At 64.8% G+C, this 21,638-nt stretch carries 16 protein-coding genes and 1 tRNA gene; 11 read left to right on the top strand and 6 right to left on the bottom strand.

Going from position 1 to position 21,638, the window contains the following annotated elements; translation table 11 throughout:
• Positions 1 to 133 precede the first annotated feature (133 nt).
• Positions 134 to 535: a PPOX class F420-dependent oxidoreductase gene (locus QM797_RS02545; RefSeq protein WP_037174944.1), complete on the top strand. Its 402-nt coding sequence runs from the start codon at positions 134 to 136 to the stop codon at positions 533 to 535.
• A gap of 50 nt (positions 536 to 585) precedes the next feature.
• Positions 586 to 1,062, top strand: coding sequence for a DUF4190 domain-containing protein (locus QM797_RS02550; protein WP_283273555.1), 477 nt, complete (start codon positions 586 to 588; stop codon positions 1,060 to 1,062).
• Here QM797_RS02550 and QM797_RS02555 read toward each other — a convergent pair.
• Entirely contained in the window at positions 1,051 to 2,277 is a 1,227-nt protein-coding gene (locus QM797_RS02555; RefSeq protein WP_283273556.1) for an MFS transporter, read from the bottom strand. The genes QM797_RS02550 and QM797_RS02555 overlap by 12 nt on opposite strands.
• Positions 2,278 to 2,359: 82 nt before the next feature.
• On the opposite strand from QM797_RS02555, the gene QM797_RS02560 reads away from it, so the two are divergent.
• From QM797_RS02560 to QM797_RS02570, 3 genes are all read left to right on the top strand, one after another.
• Positions 2,360 to 3,271: a LysR family transcriptional regulator gene (locus QM797_RS02560; RefSeq protein ID WP_283273557.1), complete on the top strand. Its 912-nt coding sequence runs from the start codon at positions 2,360 to 2,362 to the stop codon at positions 3,269 to 3,271.
• A gap of 4 nt (positions 3,272 to 3,275) precedes the next feature.
• Positions 3,276 to 3,890 carry a histidine phosphatase family protein gene (locus tag QM797_RS02565; RefSeq protein ID WP_283273558.1) on the top strand — a complete coding sequence of 205 codons (615 nt, stop codon included), beginning with the start codon at positions 3,276 to 3,278 and terminating at the stop codon, positions 3,888 to 3,890.
• Between the two features lie 87 nt (positions 3,891 to 3,977).
• Complete coding sequence (locus tag QM797_RS02570; RefSeq protein WP_283273559.1) at positions 3,978 to 5,489, top strand: phage infection protein; 1,512 nt, start codon at positions 3,978 to 3,980, stop codon at positions 5,487 to 5,489.
• Here the strand turns inward: QM797_RS02570 and QM797_RS02575 are convergent.
• Entirely contained in the window at positions 5,424 to 5,720 is a 297-nt protein-coding gene (locus tag QM797_RS02575; protein WP_283273560.1) for a putative quinol monooxygenase, read from the bottom strand. The genes QM797_RS02570 and QM797_RS02575 overlap by 66 nt on opposite strands.
• Positions 5,721 to 5,818: 98 nt before the next feature.
• On the opposite strand from QM797_RS02575, the gene QM797_RS02580 reads away from it, so the two are divergent.
• On the top strand, positions 5,819 to 7,345 hold the full coding sequence (locus tag QM797_RS02580) for an MFS transporter (protein WP_283273561.1): 1,527 nt from the start codon (positions 5,819 to 5,821) through the stop codon (positions 7,343 to 7,345).
• Here the strand turns inward: QM797_RS02580 and QM797_RS02585 are convergent.
• From QM797_RS02585 to QM797_RS02600, 4 genes are all read right to left on the bottom strand, one after another.
• A complete protein-coding gene (locus tag QM797_RS02585) occupies positions 7,324 to 8,229 on the bottom strand; it encodes a cutinase family protein (RefSeq protein WP_283273562.1) in 906 nt (301 codons plus the stop codon). The genes QM797_RS02580 and QM797_RS02585 overlap by 22 nt on opposite strands.
• A gap of 199 nt (positions 8,230 to 8,428) precedes the next feature.
• Positions 8,429 to 9,880 (bottom strand): glutamate synthase subunit beta, encoded by a 1,452-nt coding sequence (locus tag QM797_RS02590; RefSeq protein ID WP_283273563.1) that lies wholly within the window; start codon positions 9,878 to 9,880, stop codon positions 8,429 to 8,431.
• Positions 9,873 to 14,462 carry a glutamate synthase large subunit gene (gene gltB / locus QM797_RS02595; protein WP_283273564.1) on the bottom strand — a complete coding sequence of 1,530 codons (4,590 nt, stop codon included), beginning with the start codon at positions 14,460 to 14,462 and terminating at the stop codon, positions 9,873 to 9,875. The genes QM797_RS02590 and gltB overlap by 8 nt, the downstream gene beginning before the upstream one ends.
• 414 nt (positions 14,463 to 14,876) lie before the next feature.
• Positions 14,877 to 14,962 (bottom strand) — tRNA-Leu (locus QM797_RS02600).
• A gap of 207 nt (positions 14,963 to 15,169) precedes the next feature.
• Here QM797_RS02600 and QM797_RS02605 point away from each other — a divergent pair.
• The 5 genes from QM797_RS02605 (at position 15,170) to QM797_RS02625 (ending at position 21,633) form a co-directional block, all read left to right on the top strand.
• Entirely contained in the window at positions 15,170 to 16,636 is a 1,467-nt protein-coding gene (locus QM797_RS02605) for an FHA domain-containing protein (protein ID WP_283273565.1), read from the top strand.
• A 170-nt stretch (positions 16,637 to 16,806) separates the two neighbouring features.
• Positions 16,807 to 17,271, top strand: a complete 465-nt coding sequence (locus QM797_RS02610; protein ID WP_032378775.1) for an FHA domain-containing protein FhaB/FipA — start codon at positions 16,807 to 16,809, stop codon at positions 17,269 to 17,271.
• On the top strand, positions 17,268 to 18,698 hold the full coding sequence (locus QM797_RS02615) for a PP2C family protein-serine/threonine phosphatase (RefSeq protein ID WP_283273566.1): 1,431 nt from the start codon (positions 17,268 to 17,270) through the stop codon (positions 18,696 to 18,698). Before QM797_RS02610 ends, QM797_RS02615 begins: the two co-directional genes overlap by 4 nt.
• Entirely contained in the window at positions 18,695 to 20,152 is a 1,458-nt protein-coding gene (locus tag QM797_RS02620; protein WP_283273567.1) for an FtsW/RodA/SpoVE family cell cycle protein, read from the top strand. The genes QM797_RS02615 and QM797_RS02620 overlap by 4 nt, the downstream gene beginning before the upstream one ends.
• On the top strand, positions 20,149 to 21,633 hold the full coding sequence (locus QM797_RS02625) for a peptidoglycan D,D-transpeptidase FtsI family protein (protein WP_283273568.1): 1,485 nt from the start codon (positions 20,149 to 20,151) through the stop codon (positions 21,631 to 21,633). Before QM797_RS02620 ends, QM797_RS02625 begins: the two co-directional genes overlap by 4 nt.
• Positions 21,634 to 21,638 lie beyond the last annotated feature (5 nt).

The raw sequence follows: 21,638 nt of genomic DNA on the forward strand, positions 1-21,638 counted from the left end.
CGCCCGGATCCCCCAGTGCACTCGATGTGACATTCAGTGGCCTTTTTGGCAGTCAATGGCACATCGAGTGGACTTCGGGGGCGGTGTGGGCGGAAGCACGACCGGAGCGCGGGTCGAGTCGTAAGGTTGTCGTATGCCGAAGCCCCCGTTGCCCGATGATGCTGTGGAATTGTTGAAGAAGCCGAATCCCGCTGTCATGGCTGTGGTTCGTGCCGATGGAACGCCGATCACCGCACCCACCTGGTATTTGTGGGAGGACGGGAAGATCGTGCTCAATTTCGACGCGTCTCGGAAGCGTCTCGAGCACATCAGGGCCAATCCGAAGGTTTCCATTTCGGTGTTGGACGAGGCCAGTTGGTACACACATGTGACGGTGCACGGTTCGATCGAGTTGCAGGACGACCCTGATCTGGTGGATATCGACCGCATTTCGACGCATTACACCGGAAATCCGTATCCGGTTCGGGATCAACCTCGAGTGACCGGTTACGTGACCGTCGACGCGTATGTGGGCTGGGGCAAGCTCGGGACATAACCACTGCGTGCGCTCTTGCGGCGACGGTGTCGAAGTGTCAAACTCCCGCAATGGTGAATCCGCAGGGCGAGGGCAGCGATCCGTTCGACGCATCCAACAAGGATCAGCCGTACCCGGGCCAGCAGCAGTACCCGCGGTACCAGAACCCCCAGTACCAAAATCCCGAGTACCAAAATCCCCAATACCCCAACACCCACTACCAAAATTCCCAGTACCCCAACCCGCAGTACGGGAATGCACCGTATGCCGGCGGGGGCTATCAGACGCCTGCACCCACCAACACGCTGGCGATCGTCTCGCTCGTGTTGGCGGTACTGGGTCTGACGTTTCTGCCGCTGATCGCGTCGGTGTGCGCTGTGGTCTGCGGCCACCTTTCGCGTGGTCAGATCAAGCGCACCGGCGAGGGCGGATCCGGGTTCGCTACGGCAGGCCTGATAGTCGGGTACGTATCGATCGCGCTCTTCGTCATCGTCGTCGGAGCGATCATTATTTTTGCCATCGCTGCCGCGAACACGTCAACCTACTGAGACAGGCTGCGCCAGACGGCCGTTCAGGAGCGCGGCCCAGATTCCTGCGATCACCGCCAATGCAATGACAAACAGCGCCAATGCATTCCATCCCAGGGACTGGAAGACAACTCCGCCGAGCCAGCCGACGATGGACGATCCGCCGTAGTAGAAGAGGTTGTACAGCGAGGTCGCCTGAGCCCGTCCGTGTACCGCGCGTTGTCCGGTCCATCCCGACGCGATGGCGTGGGCGGCGAAGAAGCCCGTCGTCAGGATGACCAGTCCGATCAGGATCACGGCGAGGTTCGACGCCATCGTCAACGCCACTCCGACGATCATCGTCGCGGTGGCTCCGGCGAGAACTGCCGAGCGTCCGTGCTTCGTCGGCAGCTTCCCGGCCACTCGCGAGGAGACGGTACCGCTCAGATAGGCCACGAAGATCAGGCTGATGAGCGATTGCGGTAGTCCGAAAGGCACGGCCTCGAGACGGAAGCCGAGGAAGTTGTAGATCGCGACGAAACCGCCCATCAGCAGGAAGCCCTGGCCGTACAGCGCCAGCATTCCCGGCTCACGCAGGTTCACCCACAGTCGACCCGGCAGGTCGCGAATTTCGCTGTGTACGAGTGTCGTTCGCGGTTTCGGGGCCAGCCACACGAAGAGCGCCGCGGCCAGCGCAGCTATCAACGAGACGGTCAACGTGCCGATGCGCCAGTTGGTGTACTCCGCAACGGGTCCGGCGACGATGCGGCCCAGCAATCCGCCCAGCGTCGTCCCGGATACATAGGTGGCGGCGGCCAATGCGGTGTGACTGCGGTGCACTTCCTCACTGAGGTACGCGATCGCAATCGCCGGAAGTCCGCCCAGCGCAGCACCTTCGAAGAATCGAACGATCAGCAACACCTCGAGCGACGGCGAGAGCGGAACCAGCAGACCCAGCGTCGTCGCAACGAGGATCGACGCCGTCATCGCCCGCACTCGGCCAACGCGATCGGCCACCACGGACCAGGGAATCACCGACACTGCCACACCGACCGTCGCGAGACCGACGGCCAGCGACGACTGGGACGGCGTGATGTCGAGATTCGCCGCGATCAGCGGCAGAATCCCCTGCACCGAATACAGCTGAGCGAAGGTCGCGACTCCGGCGAACAGCAATGCCAGCACCAACCGTCGGTACTCGCGCGATCCCCTGGGGTGTCCCTCCCATTCGAGGACGTCGGTACGCGTCGTAGTCATACCGATCACGTTAGAAGTGCTCACTACATTCGTCCAATGCATGAGATGCATCCAATCGATACGGCAGGGCTATGATTGGTCGATGCGGCGAGGAACGATCGAGCTGTTGCCCCTGCTGCCGACGCTCGTCGCCGTAGCCGACACCGAGCACATCACCGACGCCGCCCACGTTCTCGGCATTCCACAACCCACCGTCAGCCGTCAGGTCGCTCGCGCGTCGGCGATCCTCGGAGTCGACATCGTGGAACGGCGCGGCCGCGGAATCGTGCTCACCAGCGCCGGACGCGTGTTGATCCCGTACTTGCAGCGAGCATTGAGCGACCTCGATGCCGGCATCGACGCCATGACCGAGCACGACGCCCGAGCTCGGGGCCGCATCGCCGTGGCGTTCCAGAACACTCTGGGCGAGGACGTGGTACCCGCACTGATCCGTCAGTTCCGCGTCGACCACCCGGCCGTCACGTTCGATCTGAACCAGGGCGCACGCGCTCGCTGCCTCGAACGGCTCGCCGATGGGGTATCGGACCTGGCGTTCGTGTCCCTCAGCGCCGAACACACCGACGCCAACTCGTTCCAGCTCTACGACGAGCGGCTGATGCTTGTCGTGCCCTCCGATCACCGCCTCGCGTCGAGAAGAACGGTCGATCTCGCCGACACCGCCGACGAGAACTACATTGCGATGGGCCACGGCTTCGGAATGCGATCGATCTGCGACGAGTTGTGGGCCGACGCCGGCTTCAGCCCGCGCATCGCATTCGAGGGCCAGGACACACACACTGTGCGCGGACTGGTCGGTGCCGGTCTCGGGATAGCCATCCTGCCGCGAATCCGTGCGCATGGCGGTGAGGGCGGCACCGTCGACATCGGCCTCACCCAACCCGCGGCACGCAGGCGCATCGGCATGGTGTGGAATCCTCCGGCCGACCTCCCGCGCCAGGTGGCCAGTTTTCGGTCGATGGTGCAACGCAGCGGTCGAACACTCGTGATTAGGTGAGTCGATGCAACTGGTTCTGGTGCGGCATGCACTGCCGCAGCGTTCGGAGACCTCGGCCGATCCTGCTCTCGCCGAGCTCGGCGTCGAACAATCCCGGCGGGTGCCGGATGCCGTGGCCCGGTTCCCGATTTCTCGAGTCGTCGCGAGTTCCCAGCTCCGCGCCGTTCAGACGGCACAGCCTCTGGCCGATCGGCTCGGTCTGACCGTCGAACCCGACGAGCGCTTGACCGAATACGATCGCGATTTCGGCGGCTACGTCCCGATCGAAGCGGCCAAGACCGAATTCCGCGAGGCCTTCGATCGCATCAAGGCCGGGCATCTCCCCGAACAGGTCGACGAGCACGCGTTTCGTCAGCGCGTGCTGGCCGGAGTAGCCGACATCGTGTCGGCCGGCCAGCACAACGACACCGTCGCACTCTTCGCCCACGGCGGCGTCATCAACATCCTGCTACAGGACATCCTGCAGACCCCGAAGGTCTTGGGATTTCCGATCGACTACTGCTCGGTGACGCGCATTCTCTTCTCGCGGAGCGGTGCGCGTTCGGTCTCCTCGGTGAACGAAACCGAGCACGTCTGGGACCTGCTACCCCGCAATCGGCAATCCACAGAGACCTCTTAAAATCCCAGGTCAGCACCGTCGAACACGACGTCTGCGATTACCTGTCGGTTCGGAACGGCGTCAGCGGCAGTTAGCCTCGAACTCATCATGGGTGAACTGCGTATCTTCCGACGTCCTGCCGTTGCTCTCACCGCACTGGCGTTTCCACTGGTGGCAGTCGGTGCTTTCGCACTCGGCACCGGCTACGACCTCGGCGGCGAGTCCGCTACCGACACGACCACCGTCGTCGCCGACAGCGAACAGGCCCCAGCAGCGGAACAGCAGACAGCCGATCCCCTGTCCAAGGCCAGGACCAGCCTCAACAGCGCGTCCCTTCCCATCACATTTCTCTCCAGTGGCATCGGTCAGCTGACCGAAGGCGGAACGCAGCTCAACGACGGTGTCGGGCAGCTCGCGGACGGAATCACCCAGGCTCACGACGGAACCATCCAGCTCGCCGACGGGTTCGGGCAGTACCGCGACGGCATCGGCCAGCTCGGTGACGGCGCATCGCAGATCAGCGGTGGCGTCGACCAGGTCGTCGACCAGCTGGCCGGATTCGGAGCTCTGCAGGCCGACTTCACCGCCAAGCTCGCCGCCACGGCAGACACGGTCGATCGCTTCCCGCATCCGGGATCCGACGCGATTTCCGGTGAGATCCGCGGGGTGATCGACAACCTCAACACGCAGGCCTTCGGACCGGACACCCTCGCCCAGCTGCAAACCCTCAAGGGTGGTGCTCAGCAACTGTCGACCGAACTCAACGACCCGAACAGTCAGTTCCTCGGTGCCACCGCGCAGCTCGGCGACGCCACGGTGCAGTTGCGTGACGGCCTCGGCCAGCTCGACGACGGCGGGCAGCAACTCAAAGCCGGAACCGATCAGCTCGTGACGTCGGTCAAACCCGTCGAGGGAATCGTCAACGGCATCGCCACCAACGTGCGCGACGCCTCCGCGGCACTTCCGCAGGGAACCGCTGCCGCCGGCGGCGACGACGCCACCTCCGATCAGAACGTCGCAGCCACGTCGATAAGCACCGGCACCGGTGCCACCCCGTACCTGATCGCGGCCCTCGTGGCAATCGGAGCTCTCGGCTGCGTCAGCCTCGTGAGGGTTCTCGGTAGGGACACCAAGCCCCGTTGGCTCGCCGTCGCAGCAGCCGTCGCCGCAGTGGGTGTCAGCGCCGCGTTCGCGTTCGCCTTCGCCACCGACGCCGCCATCGGACCGGTGATCGGAGCGGGCGTATTCCTGATCGTCTCCGCCGCGGCATACCTCGCTGCAGCGGGCGCAATTCAACGCGTACTCGGTGCCGTGGTGGGTCAGATCGTCAACGTTGTCGCCCTCGCGGTGCAGGTCGTCGTCTGCGGGTTCGCATACGCGTCGACGGCACCGATCTGGGGCGACCTCGCCGCATTCATGCCGATGAGCTACACCGCAGCCGGTGCCCGCATCATCGCGTCGGGCGAGATGAGCGGGACCGGGTGGCTCGCGATCGGTGCCACGGTCGCTTTGCTGGCCGTCTCGGCACTCGTATACGTGAGCGCGCGGGGTGACTCAGCCGACGGGCCGGAGCGGGTGGATAGCGGGCGGAGCCGCGAGATGGGCACCGAACTCGCTTAGAGCCTGCTGCAGATGTGGCGTCTGCATGTGACCGTCCAGGTCCTCCTGCGACTTCCACAACTCGACGGTGATGAAGGTCCCCGGCTCGACCGCCGACTCGAACAGCTCGTACGAGATGTTGCCCTCCTCCTTCCGGGTTTCGGCCACCAGGGCCGACAAGCCGTCGCGTACAGCGTCGATAGCGTCGGGCTTGGCGATGATCGTCGCGACAACCTTCAGATCGTTGCTCATGAGGTGATGTTTCCTTCTTTCGGCGAGTCCCACTTTCCTCACCGAACGTACTCCCGACACCCCTAAGCTGGGGTGTCCGTACGGAAAGGGAAGTCACAGTGAGCCACAGGACTATCGAGCAGCGCGCCACCAAGAAGGATTGGCTCGGCCTCGCAGTGCTGGTGGTACCCATTCTCGTCGTGTCGATGGACATGTCGGTTCTCTATCTGGCTCTGCCGTTCATGACGGCCGATCTCGAACCCACCAGCAATCAGACGCTGTGGATTCTCGACATCTATGGATTTCTCCTCGCCGGCCTGCTCATCACCATGGGCTCTCTCGGTGACCGGATCGGCAGGCGCACCCTCCTGATGATCGGTGCAGTCGTGTTCGGTGCGGCCTCCCTCGCCGCGACGTTCTCCACGTCCCCCGAGATGCTTCTCGTCGCACGTGCCCTGTTGGGAATCGGCGGAGCGACCATCGCGCCGAGCACGCTGTCTTTGATACGCAACATGTTTCACGATCCCGCTCAGCGCAAGGAAGCCATCGGGCTGTGGACCGCAGGTTTTGCCGGCGGAGCGGCCGTGGGTCCTGTGATCGGAGGTGTTCTGCTGGAACACTTCTGGTGGGGCTCGGTGTTCCTGATCAACATTCCGATCATGGTGGTACTCTTCGTCGCCGCACCGCTGCTGGTGCCCGAGTTCAAGGATTCCGACCCCGGGAAATTCGATCCGATCAGCGTGATACTCGCGATCTCCTCGATGCTCTCGATCGTCTATGCAATCAAACACGGCGCGCAGGAGGGGATCGATGCGGCAACGATCACCACGGCCGTGCTCGGGCTGGCGCTGGGCACAGTATTCGTCATCCGACAACGGAAGGCCGCGAATCCGCTCATCGACGTGACGCTCTTCGCCGAACGGGCCTTCAGCGCAGCAGTTGTGGTGCAGTTCCTCGTCATCTTCGCCATGACCGGGTTCAGCCTGTTCGCCTCGCAGTACCTGCAACTCGTCGTGGGCCTCGGGCCGCTCCAAGCCGGGCTGTGGCTGCTCATACCTGCTGTAGCGGCGGCGGCCGGAGCCGTCCTTGCGCCGACACTGAGCAAGGTGATCAGAACCGGAACCATCATCGCCGGTGGCCTGCTGTTCATCGCCTTCGGTTGCGCAGCAATGGTGTTCGTCGCTGCCGACTCGGGCCTGCCGTTACTGCTCACCGGGATGGCGCTGTTGACGTTCGGTATCGGAGCGGCGTCGACCTTGAATTCGGACATCGTCCTCACCGCCGCCGCACCCGAGAAGGCCGGTGCCGCATCGGCACTGTCGGAAACCGGAGCCGAATTGGGCGGGGCCGTCGGCATCGCAATCCTCGGTACGATCGGCAGCACCGTCTACCGCCACCGCATGGACGACGCCATCCCCGCGGAGACGCCTGCCGAGATCGCCGATCCGGCACGAGAGACCATCGGTGGCGCCGTCGCCGTTGCCGACTATCTGCCGGAACCGTTCGGCTCGCAACTGACCGCCGTCGCCAACTCGTCGTTCATCGACGGCTTCAACCTGGCTTCAGGCGCAAGCGCCGGCCTGATGGCCGTCAGTGCAGTTGCCGTCTTCGTGCTGCTACGTCGTCAGACTGCGTCGGCGAGGTAGCGCGCCAACCACCGCGTCGCGGACTGGCCGTTCTCGACGTTGTTGCTCTGGTATTCCTGGTGAATTCCGGAGCGGTAGAACGCCTCGATCTCACGCTGACGCTGAGCGTTCGCCTGATCGGACAGCTGGCCCTGTAGCACCGGCAGACCACCGGCTGCTGCGAGGTCCGCGATCAGGGACTGCGCTTCCTGTGAGTATTGATCGGCGACGTTCGGCGAGGGGTTGGACGAGACCGCCAAGAAGCCGGCCAGCCGCGCGACGTAATCGTCCTTGGGCGTCGAGCAGTACAGATCGCCGACGGCGCAGAACGTTCGGACCACGGGGCTGACGTAACCGAATCCGCCGACGCGGGGTCCGCCGACACCGGTTCCGACCACGGGCGGCCCCACCAGAGCGTCGGTATCGGAGCGCTTCGGGTCGGAGATCAAGCCCACCGCCACCACCTTGTCCGCGGGCACGACGCCCACTCCGGTGCCGATGGCAGCGGCGAGATCGCCCGCCGCGTCGGCCCCCTGGCTGTATCCGATGATCCCGAGTTTCGTTGCCCCACAACGATCTGCCATGGCCTTGAGCATGCCGCCCGCGTTGGTGACGGCCGCAGCACGAGACTGCCCGTACACCTCGCCCTCCCAGGGGAACGCCGTGGCGGGATACGAGACGTAGTCGGTGCGGATGTCGCTACCGAGACGGTCGGTGACGTCGGTGAGCATCCCCGGCTTGGGGGCCGCGCCCGAGCTGGTCTCCCAGGTTCCCGGAATGGCCACGACGTACATCGTCGGGCAATCGGCTGGGTCCGCGACGGCGGGCGATGCCGCCCCGACGACCAGGCCGGACGCAACAGTTGCCGCGACGCCGATACCGGCGCAGATCTTCTTGACACTCATGGGGAGGGGGCCTCACTGGTGATCGAACGCTTCGTTGTTCGATCACCACAATGACAGCGGCCTGTGACCATCAGATGCCTACATGGTTAACGGACGTAACCGTGTGGCGGATGGTCGTGAAACGCAGACGAGCTCGAAGTTGTGGACGGAATCGCACGGTAATCCGTCCACAACTTCGAGCTCGGCGAAAAAACGCGACTTACCGCTGCGGTGCCTGGGTGGGCACGATCGGCGACGGCAGTGCGGTTGCTCCCTGCAGGAAGGTGTCGACGGCGGCCGCGCAGGAGCGGCCCTCGGCGATGGCCCACACGATGAGCGACTGGCCACGACCCATGTCTCCGGCGACGAACACGCCGGGGACGTTGGTGACCCACTCGTTGGTGCGCTCCACGTTGCCGCGCTGGTTGAAGTCGACGCCCAGGTCGGTCAGGAGACCGCCCTTGTCGGGTCCGACGAATCCCATGGCGAGCAGCACCAGATCGGCTTCGAGGGTGAACTCGCTGCCCTCGACCTTCTCGAACTTGCCGGCCTTGAACTCGACCTCACAGGCTTCGAGTGCGGTGACCTTGCCGTCCTCGCCGACGAAACGCTCGGTGTTGACGGAGAAGACGCGCTCGCCACCCTCTTCGTGTGCCGACGCGACGCGGTACATCAGCGGATACGTCGGCCACGGGGTGGACGTCGCACGCTCCTCGGGCGGTCGGGCCATGATCTCGAACTGGTGCACGCTCTCCGCGCCCTGTCGGTGCGAGGTACCCAAGCAGTCGGCACCGGTGTCGCCGCCGCCGATGATGACGACCTTCTTGCCCTCGGCGCTGACGGGCGGCGCAGCGAAGTCGCCCTGCTGGACGCGATTGGCGGGTGGCAGGAACTCCATGGCCTGGTAGATGCCGTCGAGTTCGCGGCCCTCGATGGGCAGGTCGCGCCAGGCGGTGGCACCGCCGGACAGCACGACCGCGTCGAACTGCTCACGCAGTTCGTCGGCCGAGATATCAACGCCCACATCGACGCCCGTGCGGAAGACGGTGCCCTCGGCCTCCATCTGCGCCAGCCGACGATCGATGTGGCGCTTCTCCATCTTGAACTCGGGGATGCCGTAGCGCAGCAGTCCGCCGATGCGATCGGCACGCTCGAACACCGTGACGGTGTGGCCGGCGCGGGTGAGCTGTTGTGCTGCAGCAAGTCCCGCGGGACCCGAGCCGACGACGGCGACGGTCTTACCGGTGAGGTGCGTCGGGTAGACCGGCGTGACCCAGCCCTCCTCGAAGGCCTTGTCGATGATCTCGACCTCGACCTGCTTGATGGTGACCGGATCCTGGTTGATGCCCAGGACACACGACGCCTCGCACGGAGCGGGGCACAACCGCCCGGTGAACTCCGGGAAGTTGTTGGTGGCGTGCAACCGATCGATGCTGTCGCGCCAGCGGTCCTTGAACACCAGGTCGTTCCACTCGGGAATCAGGTTCCCCAACGGGCAGCCGTTGTGGCAGAACGGAATACCGCAGTCCATGCATCGACTTGCCTGGGTGCGCAGAGTGTCCTTCGAGAAGTCTTCGTAGACCTCTTTCCAGTCCATCAGGCGCAGGTCTACGGGCCGCCGCTTCGGCACTTCGCGAACCGTGTTCTTCAGAAATCCCTGTGGGTCACCCACGAGCTGCCTCCATGATCGCTTCGTCCACGTCCGCGCCGTTCTTCTCGGCTTCGGAGATGGCCAGCAGTACCTTCTTGTAGTCGCGAGGCATGACCTTCACGAAATGGTTCACCTGCTGTGACCAGTCCGCGAGGATCCGCTCGGCCACCTCGGAGCCGGTCTGCTCCTGGTGACGGGTGACGATGTCCTTCAACCAGGTGAATTCGTCGCCCTCGAGCTCGTCGATGTCGACCAGCTCGGTGTTGAGGTTGGCCTCGAACGTCTTGTTCGGATCGAAGATGAACGCGACGCCACCGGACATGCCGGCACCGAAGTTACGGCCCGTCGCGCCGAGGATGACCACCTTGCCGCCGGTCATGTACTCGCAGCCGTGATCGCCGACGCCTTCGACGACGGCAACAGCACCCGAGTTACGAACGGCGAAGCGCTCGCCGACGACGCCGCGGATGAGAGCCTCACCGCTGGTGGCACCGAACAGGAAGACGTTGCCGCCGATGATGTTGTCCTCGGCGACGAATCCCTCGGGGGCATTCAGCGAGGGGCGCAACATCAGATGCCCACCGGAGAGACCCTTGCCGACGAAGTCGTTGGCGTCGCCGTGCAGACGCAGTGTCATACCGGAGGGCACGAACGCACCGAAACTGTTGCCGGCCGAGCCGGTGAACGTGATGTCGATGGTGTCGTCCGAGAGCCCGACGCCGCCGTACGCCTTGGTGACCTCGTGCCCGAGCATCGTTCCGACGGTGCGGTTGACGTTGGTGATCTTGGACTCGAAGACGACCTTCTCGCCCTTGTCCAATGCGTTGCGGCTGGCCGCGATGAGCTGCTGATCCAGAGCCTTGTCGAGGCCGTGATCCTGAACCCCGGTGTTGTAGAGGTTCTGGTTCATGAAAGCCGATTCGACCTCTTCGAGGATCGGCGACAGATCCAGCTTCGACGCCTTCCAGTGCTCCTTGGCAGCGGTGGTGTCGAGCAGACCCACCTGTCCGACGGCCTCGTCGAGTGTGCGGAACCCGAGCTCGGCCATGAGCTCGCGAACCTCCTCGGCGATGAACATGAAGAAATTCTCGACGAACTCGGGCTTGCCCGCGAAACGCTTACGCAGCAACGGGTTCTGCGTTGCAACGCCGACGGGGCAGGTATCGAGATGGCAAACACGCATCATGATGCAGCCCGAAACCACGAGCGGAGCGGTGGCAAAACCGAACTCCTCGCCGCCGAGCAACGCGGCGACCATCACGTCACGGCCGGTCTTGAGCTGACCGTCGACCTGCACGACGATGCGGTCACGAAGACCGTTGAGCAGCAACGTCTGCTGGGTCTCGGCCAAGCCGAGTTCCCACGGTCCACCTGCGTGCTTGACCGACGTCAGCGGCGTCGCGCCGGTGCCGCCGTCGTGACCCGAGATGAGCACCACGTCGGCGTGCGCCTTGGACACCCCGGCCGCGACCGTTCCGACGCCGACCTCGGAGACCAGCTTCACGTGGATGCGGGCCTGTGGGTTGGCATTCTTCAGGTCGTGGATCAGCTGCGCGAGATCCTCGATCGAGTAGATGTCGTGGTGCGGCGGCGGCGAGATCAGACCGACACCGGGCGTCGAGTGCCGAACCTCGGCGACCCACGGGTACACCTTGTGCGCTGGAAGCTGGCCGCCCTCACCGGGCTTGGCTCCCTGCGCCATCTTGATCTGGATGTCGGTGCAGTTGGTCAGGTAGTGCGAGGTGACACCGAAGCGTCCCGACGCGACCTGCTTGACGGCCGACCGTCGCCAGTCCCCGTTCTCGTCGGGGGTGAATCGCGAGACATCCTCGCCGCCCTCACCGGAGTTCGAGCGTCCGCCGAGACGGTTCATCGCGATGGCCAGGGTCTCGTGCGCCTCGGCCGAGATGGAGCCGTAGCTCATCGCACCCGTGGAGAATCGCTTGACGATCTCGCTGGCCGGCTCGACCTCGTCGATCGAAATCGCTTGTCGCTCTTCGGTCTTGAAGCGGAACAGACCGCGTAGCGACGCGAGGCGCTCGGACTGGTCGTCGACCATCTTCGTGTATTCCTTGAAGACGTCGTACTGACCGGTGCGGGTGGAGTGCTGCAGCTTGAAGACGGTGTCGGGGTTGAAGAGGTGGTACTCCCCCTCGCGGCGCCACTGGTACTCGCCGCCCGTCTCGAGCTCGCGGTGAGCGCGTTCCTGACGGTTGTCGAGGTAGGCGACCGCATGTCGCGCTGCGACGTCGTCGGCCACCTGATCGAGATCGATGCCGCCGAGGTGACTGTTGAGCCCGGTGAAGTACTCGTCGACCAGTTCCTGCGAGAGGCCGATGACCTGGAACAGCTGAGCACCGGTGTACGACGCGAGAGTCGAGATGCCCATCTTGGACATCACCTTGAGCACACCCTTGCCCGCGGCCTTGATGTAGTTGGCGACGGCCTTGTCGAACTCGATGCCGGTGAGTGCACCGCGCTCGATCATGTCCTCGATCGACTCGAACGCCATATACGGATTGACCGCTGCGGCACCGAAACCGATGAGCAGAGCCATGTGATGCACCTCGCGAGCGTCACCGGCCTCGATGATCACACCGACCTTGGTACGGGTCTTCTCACGAACCAGGTGATGGTGCACCGCGGAGGTCAGCAGCAGCGACGGAATCGGCGCGAGCTTCTCGCTGGACTCGCGGTCCGAGAGCACGATGATCCGTGCGCCGCCCGAAATAGCAGCGGAGACCTGAGCTCGAATGGCCTCCAACGACTTTCGGAGACCCTCGCCGCCCTCGGCAACCGGGTAGAGGCCGCGCACGACCACCGAACGAAGTTCTTCCTGCGTGCCTTCGTCGTTGATGTGCACGAGCTTGGCGAGATCGTCGTTGTGCAGGATCGGCTGCGGCAGCACGATCTGCTTGCAGCTGTCGGCGTTCGGGTTGAGCAGATCGCCCTCGGGGCCGATCGTGCCGCCGAGGCTGGTGACGATCTCCTCGCGGATCGCGTCGAGCGGCGGGTTGGTGACCTGCGCGAAAAGCTGCGAGAAGTAGTCGAACAACATCCGCGGGCGAGCCGACAGCACAGCGATCGGGGTGTCGGTACCCATGGACCCGATGGCCTCGGCACCGGCCTTCGCCATCGGCGAGACCAGCACGTTCAGTTCCTCGGTGGTGTACCCGAAGATCTGCTGCCTGATGAGAACGCGATCGTGCGGCATGTGCACGTGCGGGCGCTCGGGCAGATCGTCGATCGAGGTCAGACCCTCGTCGAGCCACTGCTGGTACGGATGCTCTGCGGCGAGCTCGTCCTTGATCTCGTCGTCGGAGACGATGCGTCCCTGTGCGGTGTCCACCAGGAACATCCGGCCCGGCTGGAGCCGAACCTTGCGGACGACCTTGGACGGGTCGATGTCGAGAACGCCGACCTCGGACGCCATGACCACCAAGCCGTCGTCGGTGACCCACAGCCGGCTCGGGCGCAGGCCGTTGCGGTCGAGGACCGCTCCGATGACGGTGCCGTCGGTGAAGCACACCGACGCCGGTCCGTCCCAGGGCTCCATCAGCGACGAGTGGTACTTGTAGAACGCCCGACGCGCGGGGTCCATGGACTCGTGCCGCTCCCACGCCTCGGGAATCATCATGAGTACGGCGTGCGGCAGGCTTCGTCCACCGAGATGCAGCAGCTCGAGCACCTCGTCGAAACGTGCTGTGTCACTTGCTCCGTGGGTGACCACGGGGAAGATCTTCTCGAGCGCCTCGGAGCCGCCGAACACGTCGGAGGTGATGAGCGCCTCGCGGGCGCGCATCCAGTTCTCGTTACCGGTGGCGGTGTTGATCTCGCCGTTGTGCGCGACGCGCCGGAACGGATGCGCCAGCGGCCACGACGGGAACGTGTTGGTCGAGAAGCGCGAATGCACAAGTCCCAGTGCGCTTTCCACACGCTCGTCCTGCAGGTCGAGGTAGAAGCCCTTGAGCTGAGGGGTGGTCAGCATGCCCTTGTAGACGAAGGTCTGCGAGGACAGCGACGGGAAGTACACGGTCTCGCGACCCGGGCCGTCCTTGCCCGCGCCCTCTTCGCCCAGCTCGTGCTCGACGCGCTTGCGGATCACGAACGCACGACGCTCCAGGTCGAGATCGGTGACCGATGCGTCGGGGGCGGCGAGAAACAGCTGACGGAAGGTCGGCATCGCGTCGCGAGCCAGCGCGCCGAGGGACGAGTCGTCGGTGGGAACCTCACGCCAACCGAGAACCGCCAGGCCCTCGCTCTCGACGATGCGCTCGACACCCTCGCAGGCGCGTGCCGCGTCGCTGCGGCCCTGCGGCAGAAATGCGACCCCGGTTGCGTAGGCACCGGGAGCGGGGAGCTCGAAATCTACGACGGCGCGGAAGAACGCGTCCGGAACCTGGATGAGAATGCCTGCACCGTCACCGGTGTTCGGTTCGGAGCCGGCGGCACCGCGGTGCTCGAGGTTGACCAGTGCGGTGATCGCCTTCTCGACGATGTCGCGACTGCGGCGACCGTGCATGTCCACCACGAACGCGACACCACAGGAGTCGTGCTCGTTGACGGGATCGTAAAGGCCTTGCGGGCCCGGAGTGTGCTTCATACCTAGCCTTCGGATAAGTCCAGCCTTGAAACTCGTCGGCGACGGTGTGGTGTAACCGGCTGCTCGAACGGCCTGCGGTGCGTCCTCGCCGTTGAAGCAGCACCTGTCGATCGTCGACGCTTTCCTCTGCACGGGCAGGTGGGCACGTGATAGAAAAGTGCGGGTCGAGGTGGATCCGGCCGTGGTGAGGCCGCTCCAACTACGAACGATAAGTCAGCACCTGGGTACCTCTGCAAATAAGGTAAGCCTATTGTGGGCTTTCACCTGCGATTTTCCTTACATTCGTCGGCGTATCGGCCCCCCTCTCGGGATGGCCGGCCGCGGCGGCCGAAAAGTACACGCATGTAAGACGATCGGGCTGAGACCGTATCGGAAAAAACTGGCCGCAGCGATCGAGATCAGCTGCGGCCAGTGTGGTGGGCGGAGGGGGACTTGAACCCCCACGTCCCGAAGGACACTGGCACCTGAAGCCAGCGCGTCTGCCATTCCGCCACCCGCCCGGGTGACGGCGAGAACACTAACACGCACCCTGCCGCGCTCGAAAATCGCGGGCTTGCGTCGTTCGGAGCGAACGGCGGCACGCGGTCTGCGTCGGCGGCACCGTATATCATGCTTGAAGCGCGACCTCGTGGTGACACGCGGCTGTCGCACTCTGCGCACCTGCAGGCACCACACGGTGGAGGAACACAGTGAGAGGAGGGGTCACGATGGGCATCGTTCAACGTTTCGAGCGCAAGCTCCAGGGCGCTGTCGGCGACGTCTTCGCCCGCGTGTTCGGCGGTGGCGTCGTACCGGCCGAGGTGGAAGCGGCGCTCCAACAAGAAGCGTCGGATCTGGTTCGGCCCCTCGACGGCGGCCATTACCTGGCACCCAACAGCTACGTGATCACCATCAACAGCTCGGACCACGACGAACTCGCCGGTGATCGGGAACTCACGGTCAAGGCATTTTCCCGCCACCTCGACGATTACATCCGTGATCAGGGGTGGCAGACCTACGGTGACGTGGTGGTTCGCTTCGAGCCGTCGCCCACTCTGCACACCGGTCAGTTCCGGGCCAGTGGCTCGGTCGACCCCGATGTGGGACGATCGGCGACTGCTGCACGAAATCCGTCTGCGCAGCACGGCGCGTCGGCCAAGCAGAACGTATCGGCCCAGCAAAACGTATCGGCCAAGCCGGCACCCAGTCCCGTCCCTTCAGCTACGCAGCGACCGTCTGCCCCACCGATGTCGATACCAGGAGCCGGCCACATGACGCAGAACCCAGGCTACGACCCGCAGCGCGACCCCGCGGACGGTCATCGTCCCGATCCGCGTGCTCGCAACGGTCACGCCGGTGGCCAGGATCCCCGCTACGCCGCGCGGGAGCAGAACGGCTACGACGCTCAGGCTTATGCGCCTGCCGATTACGATCCGCGCTACGACCAGCAGCCGTACAACGGTCAGGGCTACGACGAGCAGCAGCCGTACGCCGAGCAGGGTCAGGCATACAGCGCGGCAGGCGCTCAGGATCAGGGCTACGACCCGCACGCCTACGGCAATGCCAACGGTCAGGACCAGGGCTATGACGCCCAGGGCCACAACGCGCAGGGCTATGACGCCCAGGGGTACAACGCGCAGGGGTACGACGCCCAGGGCTACCAGTACAACGGTGCCGAGGGCGGCACCTACTCCGAGTCCCCGTACCAGGAGCAGGCCTACAGCGACCCGGCAGGGCAGTACGCCGAGCCCCAGGCCGCCGGATATCAGCAGCCTGGCTACCAGCAGCCTGCGTACGACTATCCACCTGCCCCGGCTGCCTACGGTCGTGGCTACCCGCAAGGCGCGGGCGACCGCAACGACGGGTACGGCTACGACCAGCCCGCCGCGTACGCCGGTCAGGCTCAGTCGCTCGCAGCCACACTGCAGCTCGAAGACGGCAGCGGCCGTTACTTCCAGCTCCGTGACGGTCAGAACATCATCGGCCGCGGCCAGGACGCGCAGTTCCGGCTGCCCGATACCGGTGTCTCCCGCCGCCACATCGAGATTCGCTGGGACGGCCGAGTGGCCATGCTCTCCGACCTCGGGTCCACCAACGGCACCACGGTCAACGGTGCCCCGGTTCAGGACTGGCAGCTGGCCGACGGTGACGTCATCAGGGCCGGGCATTCCGAAATTCTGGTCCGGATCGTCTGACATACGGGCTGCCAGGCACGAGCGATGTTCGACTCTCGTGCTCGTCCACCCGAATGTCGTCCACCCGCGCGGCTTCACCCTATGATGCTGCGAGACAACCATGTCTGCCGCGCCGCAACGTCGAGGCGTGTGGGGAGCAGGTCCGATCGCGAAGGAGGAGGTGAATCGTCGTGCAGGGATTGATTCTGCAATTGACCAGGGCGGGCTTCCTGCTTCTGCTGTGGTTCTTCGTCTGGGCCGTCCTTCGCACCCTGCGCAGTGACATCTACGCGGCCGCAGGCATGCGAGTACCAGCGCGCTACACCGGTGGCTCCAAAGTTCTTCCGTCGTTCAACAAGCAGAAGGTGGCCAAGTACCTCGTGGTGACCCAGGGCGGTCTCGCCGGAACGCGCATCTCGCTCGGTACGCAGCCCGTCCTCATCGGACGCGCAGACGATTCGACTCTCGTTCTGACAGACGACTATTCGTCCACCAGGCATGCACGTCTCTCACCTCGTGGCGGAGATTGGTACGTCGAGGACCTCGGCTCGACCAACGGGACTTACCTCGACCGAGCCAAGGTGACCACCGCAGTGCGGGTACCCCTGGGAACCCCGGTTCGTGTCGGCAAGACCGTGATCGAGTTGCGCCCGTGACCCTCGTTCTCCGCTATGCCGCCCGCAGCGACCGCGGTCTGGTCCGCTCCAACAACGAGGACTCCGTGTACGCCGGAGCTCGGCTGTTGGCACTGGCAGACGGTATGGGCGGTCACGCTGCCGGTGAAGTGGCCTCGCAGTTGATGATCGCCGCGTTGGCCCACCTCGACGACGACGAGCCCGGTGAGGATTTGCTGGGCAAGCTCGAGGCGGCCACCCGTGAAGGCAACGCGTCCATCGCCGATCAGGTCGAGGACGAGCCCGAGCTCGACGGCATGGGCACTACCTTGACAGCAATCCTGTTCGCGGGCAAGCGAATCGGGCTTGTTCACATCGGCGACTCACGCGCATACATGCTGCGCGACGGATCGCTCACCCAGATCACCCGCGACGACACCTTCGTCCAATCACTCGTCGACGAGGGCCGCATCACCGCCGAGCAGGCGCACACGCACCCGCAGCGATCGCTGATCATGCGTGCCCTCACCGGCAACGAGATCGAGCCGACGCTGACCGTCCGAGAGGTGCGAGCAGGCGACCGGTACCTGCTGTGCTCCGACGGCCTGTCCGATGTCGTCAGCGACGAGACCATCGAGAACACGATGAACGAGGGCGAAACCGGTCCCTGCGCCGATCGTCTCATCGAACTCGCACTGCGCAGCGGTGGACCGGACAACGTGACGGTCGTCGTCGCCGACGTCATCGACCTCGACTACGGACAGAGCCATCCCATCCTCGGTGGCGCCGCCAGCACCGAGGACGAGGAGGACGCTCCTCCCCCCAACACCGCAGCAGGACGCGCCGCGGCGATGCGACCGCCTCGCTCGACGCCCAAGCGCGTCACCACACCGGTGGTCACCCCCGAGAAGAAGTCGCACAAGCTGCGCTGGACGCTGATCGCCCTCACCCTGGTGTTGCTCGCCGCAATCGGTGCGCTCGTTGCCAATTCGATCATCAAGGGCAACTACTACGTCGGCGCCGACAACAGCAAGGTCACGGTGCTGCGGGGCCTCCCCGGCTCGGTGCTGGGGTACTCGCTGCAGAGCGTGGAACTGACCGGATGCCTCGACGGCGATGGTGCCGTCACGTTGACCGCCCCGGACGCTGCGCCTGCTGACTGCATTCCGTTCGAGATCGACGACCTTCTGCCTGCCGCACGCGAGCAGGTCACGGCCGGGCTACCGTCGGGATCGCTGAACGATGCGCGCGGCCAGGTGGAGCGGTTGGCTTCCGGTGATCTGATGCAGGTGTGCGAGACCGAGCCCGTGGTCACGACAACGGTCGAGCCCGCGCCGACGACGATCATCCCGCCGCCCGGTGTGCCGTTGCCTCCGGCCGCCCCTGAGGCCGCCCCGACCACCACCGCGGTGCCGACACCGACGGTTCCGCAGATTCCCGGCCAGAACTGCAGGACCGGTACTCGATGAGTTCCCCCACCTCCGCCGGAGGGTCCTTTCCGAGTCCGCCCGGGGGGTTCGCTCCGGCACCGATCCAATCGAACCGGCGCGGAGTCGAGTTGCTGCTGCTCGGGGCCGCGGTCCTGATCACCACGATCTCGCTGGTGTTGGTCGAGGCCAGCCAGGAACAGACCATCACCTGGGATCTGGCGAAGTACGCGCTCGCGTATCTCGCGCTGATGACGGTGGCGCACTTGGCCGTACGACGCTTCGCGCCTCACGCCGATCCGCTACTGCTCCCGATCGTGGCACTCCTCAACGGCCTCGGTCTGGTGCTCATTCACCGACTCGACCTCGCCGATCAGCAGCAGGCGCAGTATCTCGGTAATCCGATCCCCTCACCCGATGCCAACCAGCAGGTGCTGTGGACGACACTGGCGATCGCCGGTTTCGTGGCGTTGCTGGTGCTGTTACGCGACTACCGCACCCTGGCCCGCTACGGCTACACCGTCGGTCTCGCCGGCCTGATTCTTCTCGCAATCCCGGCGATGCTGCCGTCCGCATTTTCGGAGGTCAACGGGTCGAAGATCTGGATCCGGCTGCCCGGCTTCAGCATTCAACCCGGTGAGTTCGCGAAAATTCTGCTGCTCATCTTCTTCGCTTCGCTGCTGGTCGCCAAGCGCGAGTTGTTCACCGTCGCGGGCAAGCACGTGCTGGGTATGGACTTTCCGCGAGCCCGCGATCTGGGTCCGATCCTGGTCGTCTGGATCGTCTCGGTCGGAGTGCTGGTATTCGAGAAGGACCTCGGCACGTCGCTGCTGATCTTCGGAACCGTGCTGGTGATGATCTACATCGCGACCGAGCGGGTCGGCTGGTTGATCATCGGGTTCGGCCTGCTGATCGTCGGATTCCTGTTCGCGTATCAGGTATTCGGCCACGTCAAGATCCGAACCGACACTTGGCTGCACCCGTTCGACGACTACAACGACACCGGATATCAGATCGTCCAGTCGATGTTCAGCTTCGCCACGGGCGGCTTGGCGGGTACCGGCCTCGGAAGCGGTCGACCGTCCCAGGTGCCGTTCGCCAAGACCGACTTCATCATCGCGACCGTCGGCGAAGAACTCGGCCTCATCGGCCTGACCGCAGTGCTGATCCTGTACTTGCTGTTCATCATTCGCGGCATGCGCACCGCGCTGGCCGTCCGGGACAGTTTCGGCAAACTGCTGGCCGCCGGCTTGTCGTTCACGATCGCAATCCAGCTGTTCGTCGTCGTCGGTGGCGTCACCAAGCTCATTCCGCTCACCGGCCTCACCACGCCGTATCTGTCCTACGGAGGATCTTCGCTTCTCGCCAACTACCTGCTTCTCGCATTGCTGATCAAGATCTCCGATGCGGCCCGTGAGCCGGCAACCCCCAAGAAGAAGCCCGCTCCTGCAACACCTATCGCGGACGCGCCGACCGAAATGGTGAAGCGCCCATGAACACTCCTCTACGCCGCGTGTCCATCGCTGTGATGGTCATGGTCGTCGCGTTGCTCGCCAACGCCACCTACCTCCAGGTCATCAAGGCCGACGATCTGCGAACCGACCCACGCAACTCACGGGTGTTGCTCGACGAGTACTCCCGCCAGCGCGGTCAGATCTCGGCGGGCGGCCAGGTTCTCGCGTCCTCCGTCGCGACCGACGACCGCTACAAGTACCTGCGTACCTACCCGCAGAACTCGATCTCTCCGGCCAGCCCGCAGGCCAACGCGCCGATCACCGGCTACTACTCGATGCTGTACTCGAGCAACGGCCTCGAACGGGCCGAGGACCCCGTGCTCAACGGATCCGACGACCGCCTTTTCGGCGGGCGATTGTTCGACCTCATCTCCGGCCGAGATCCGCGTGGCGGCAACGTCGTCACCACCATCGACCCCGTCGTCCAGCAGGTCGCATACGACCAGCTCACAGCCAAGGGCTACACCGGTTCGGTGGTGGCACTCGATCCCGCCACCGGCAACGTGCTGGCCATGGCCAGCACCCCCAGCTACGACCCCAACCTGCTGGCCAGCCACGACGGCAGCACCACAACGACGGCGTGGGAGAACCTGAGCAACGACCCGAACAAGCCGATGGTGAACCGTGCGATCTCGCAGACCTACCCGCCCGGCTCCACCTTCAAGGTGATCACCACCGCCGCCGCACTCGAGTCGGGTGCGACGCCTGATACCCAGCTCACAGCCGCGTCGAACATCACGTTGCCGGGAACCTCGACGACACTCGAGAACTACAACGGTTCGACGTGTGGCGGCGGCCAGACGGCAAGCCTGCGCGAAGCGTTCGCACGGTCGTGCAACACCGCCTTCGTCGAGCTGGGCATCGACACCGGTGTGGACAAGATGCGCGACGCCGCGGCTGCTTTCGGTATCGGCGAGGACACCTCCATTCCGCTCCCCGTGGCCGACAGCACAATCGGCGCGATCGACGACGACGCGGCCCTCGGCCAGTCCAGCATCGGCCAACGCGACGTTGCGCTTACCCCCTTGCAGGACGCCGTCATCGCCGCCACGGTCGCCAACGGCGGCGTACGGATGGCCCCGAACCTGGTGCAGCAGCTGCAATCTCCCGACCTGTCCGACCTGTCGAGCTACCAGCCGAAGTCCATGGGAGAGGCCATCAGCTCCGATACCGCTGCGACCCTGACCGATCTGATGATCGGCTCCGAGAACAACACCAGTGGCGAGGGAAAGATCCCCGGAGTTCAGATCGCCTCGAAAACCGGTACCGCAGAACATGGTTCCGATCCACGCAACACCCCACCGCATGCCTGGTATATCGGATTCGCGCCCGCGAACGATCCCAAGGTCGCCATCGCAGTCATCGTCGAGGACGGCGGAGACCGAGCGTTGGCCGCAACCGGTGGATCCGTGGCCGCACCCATCGGGCGGGCCGTCATCGCAGCCGCATTGCAGGGGAGGTGAACGTA

Source organism: Rhodococcus sp. IEGM 1381 (assembly GCF_030056795.1).
Classification (GTDB): Bacteria; Actinomycetota; Actinomycetes; order Mycobacteriales; family Mycobacteriaceae; genus Rhodococcoides.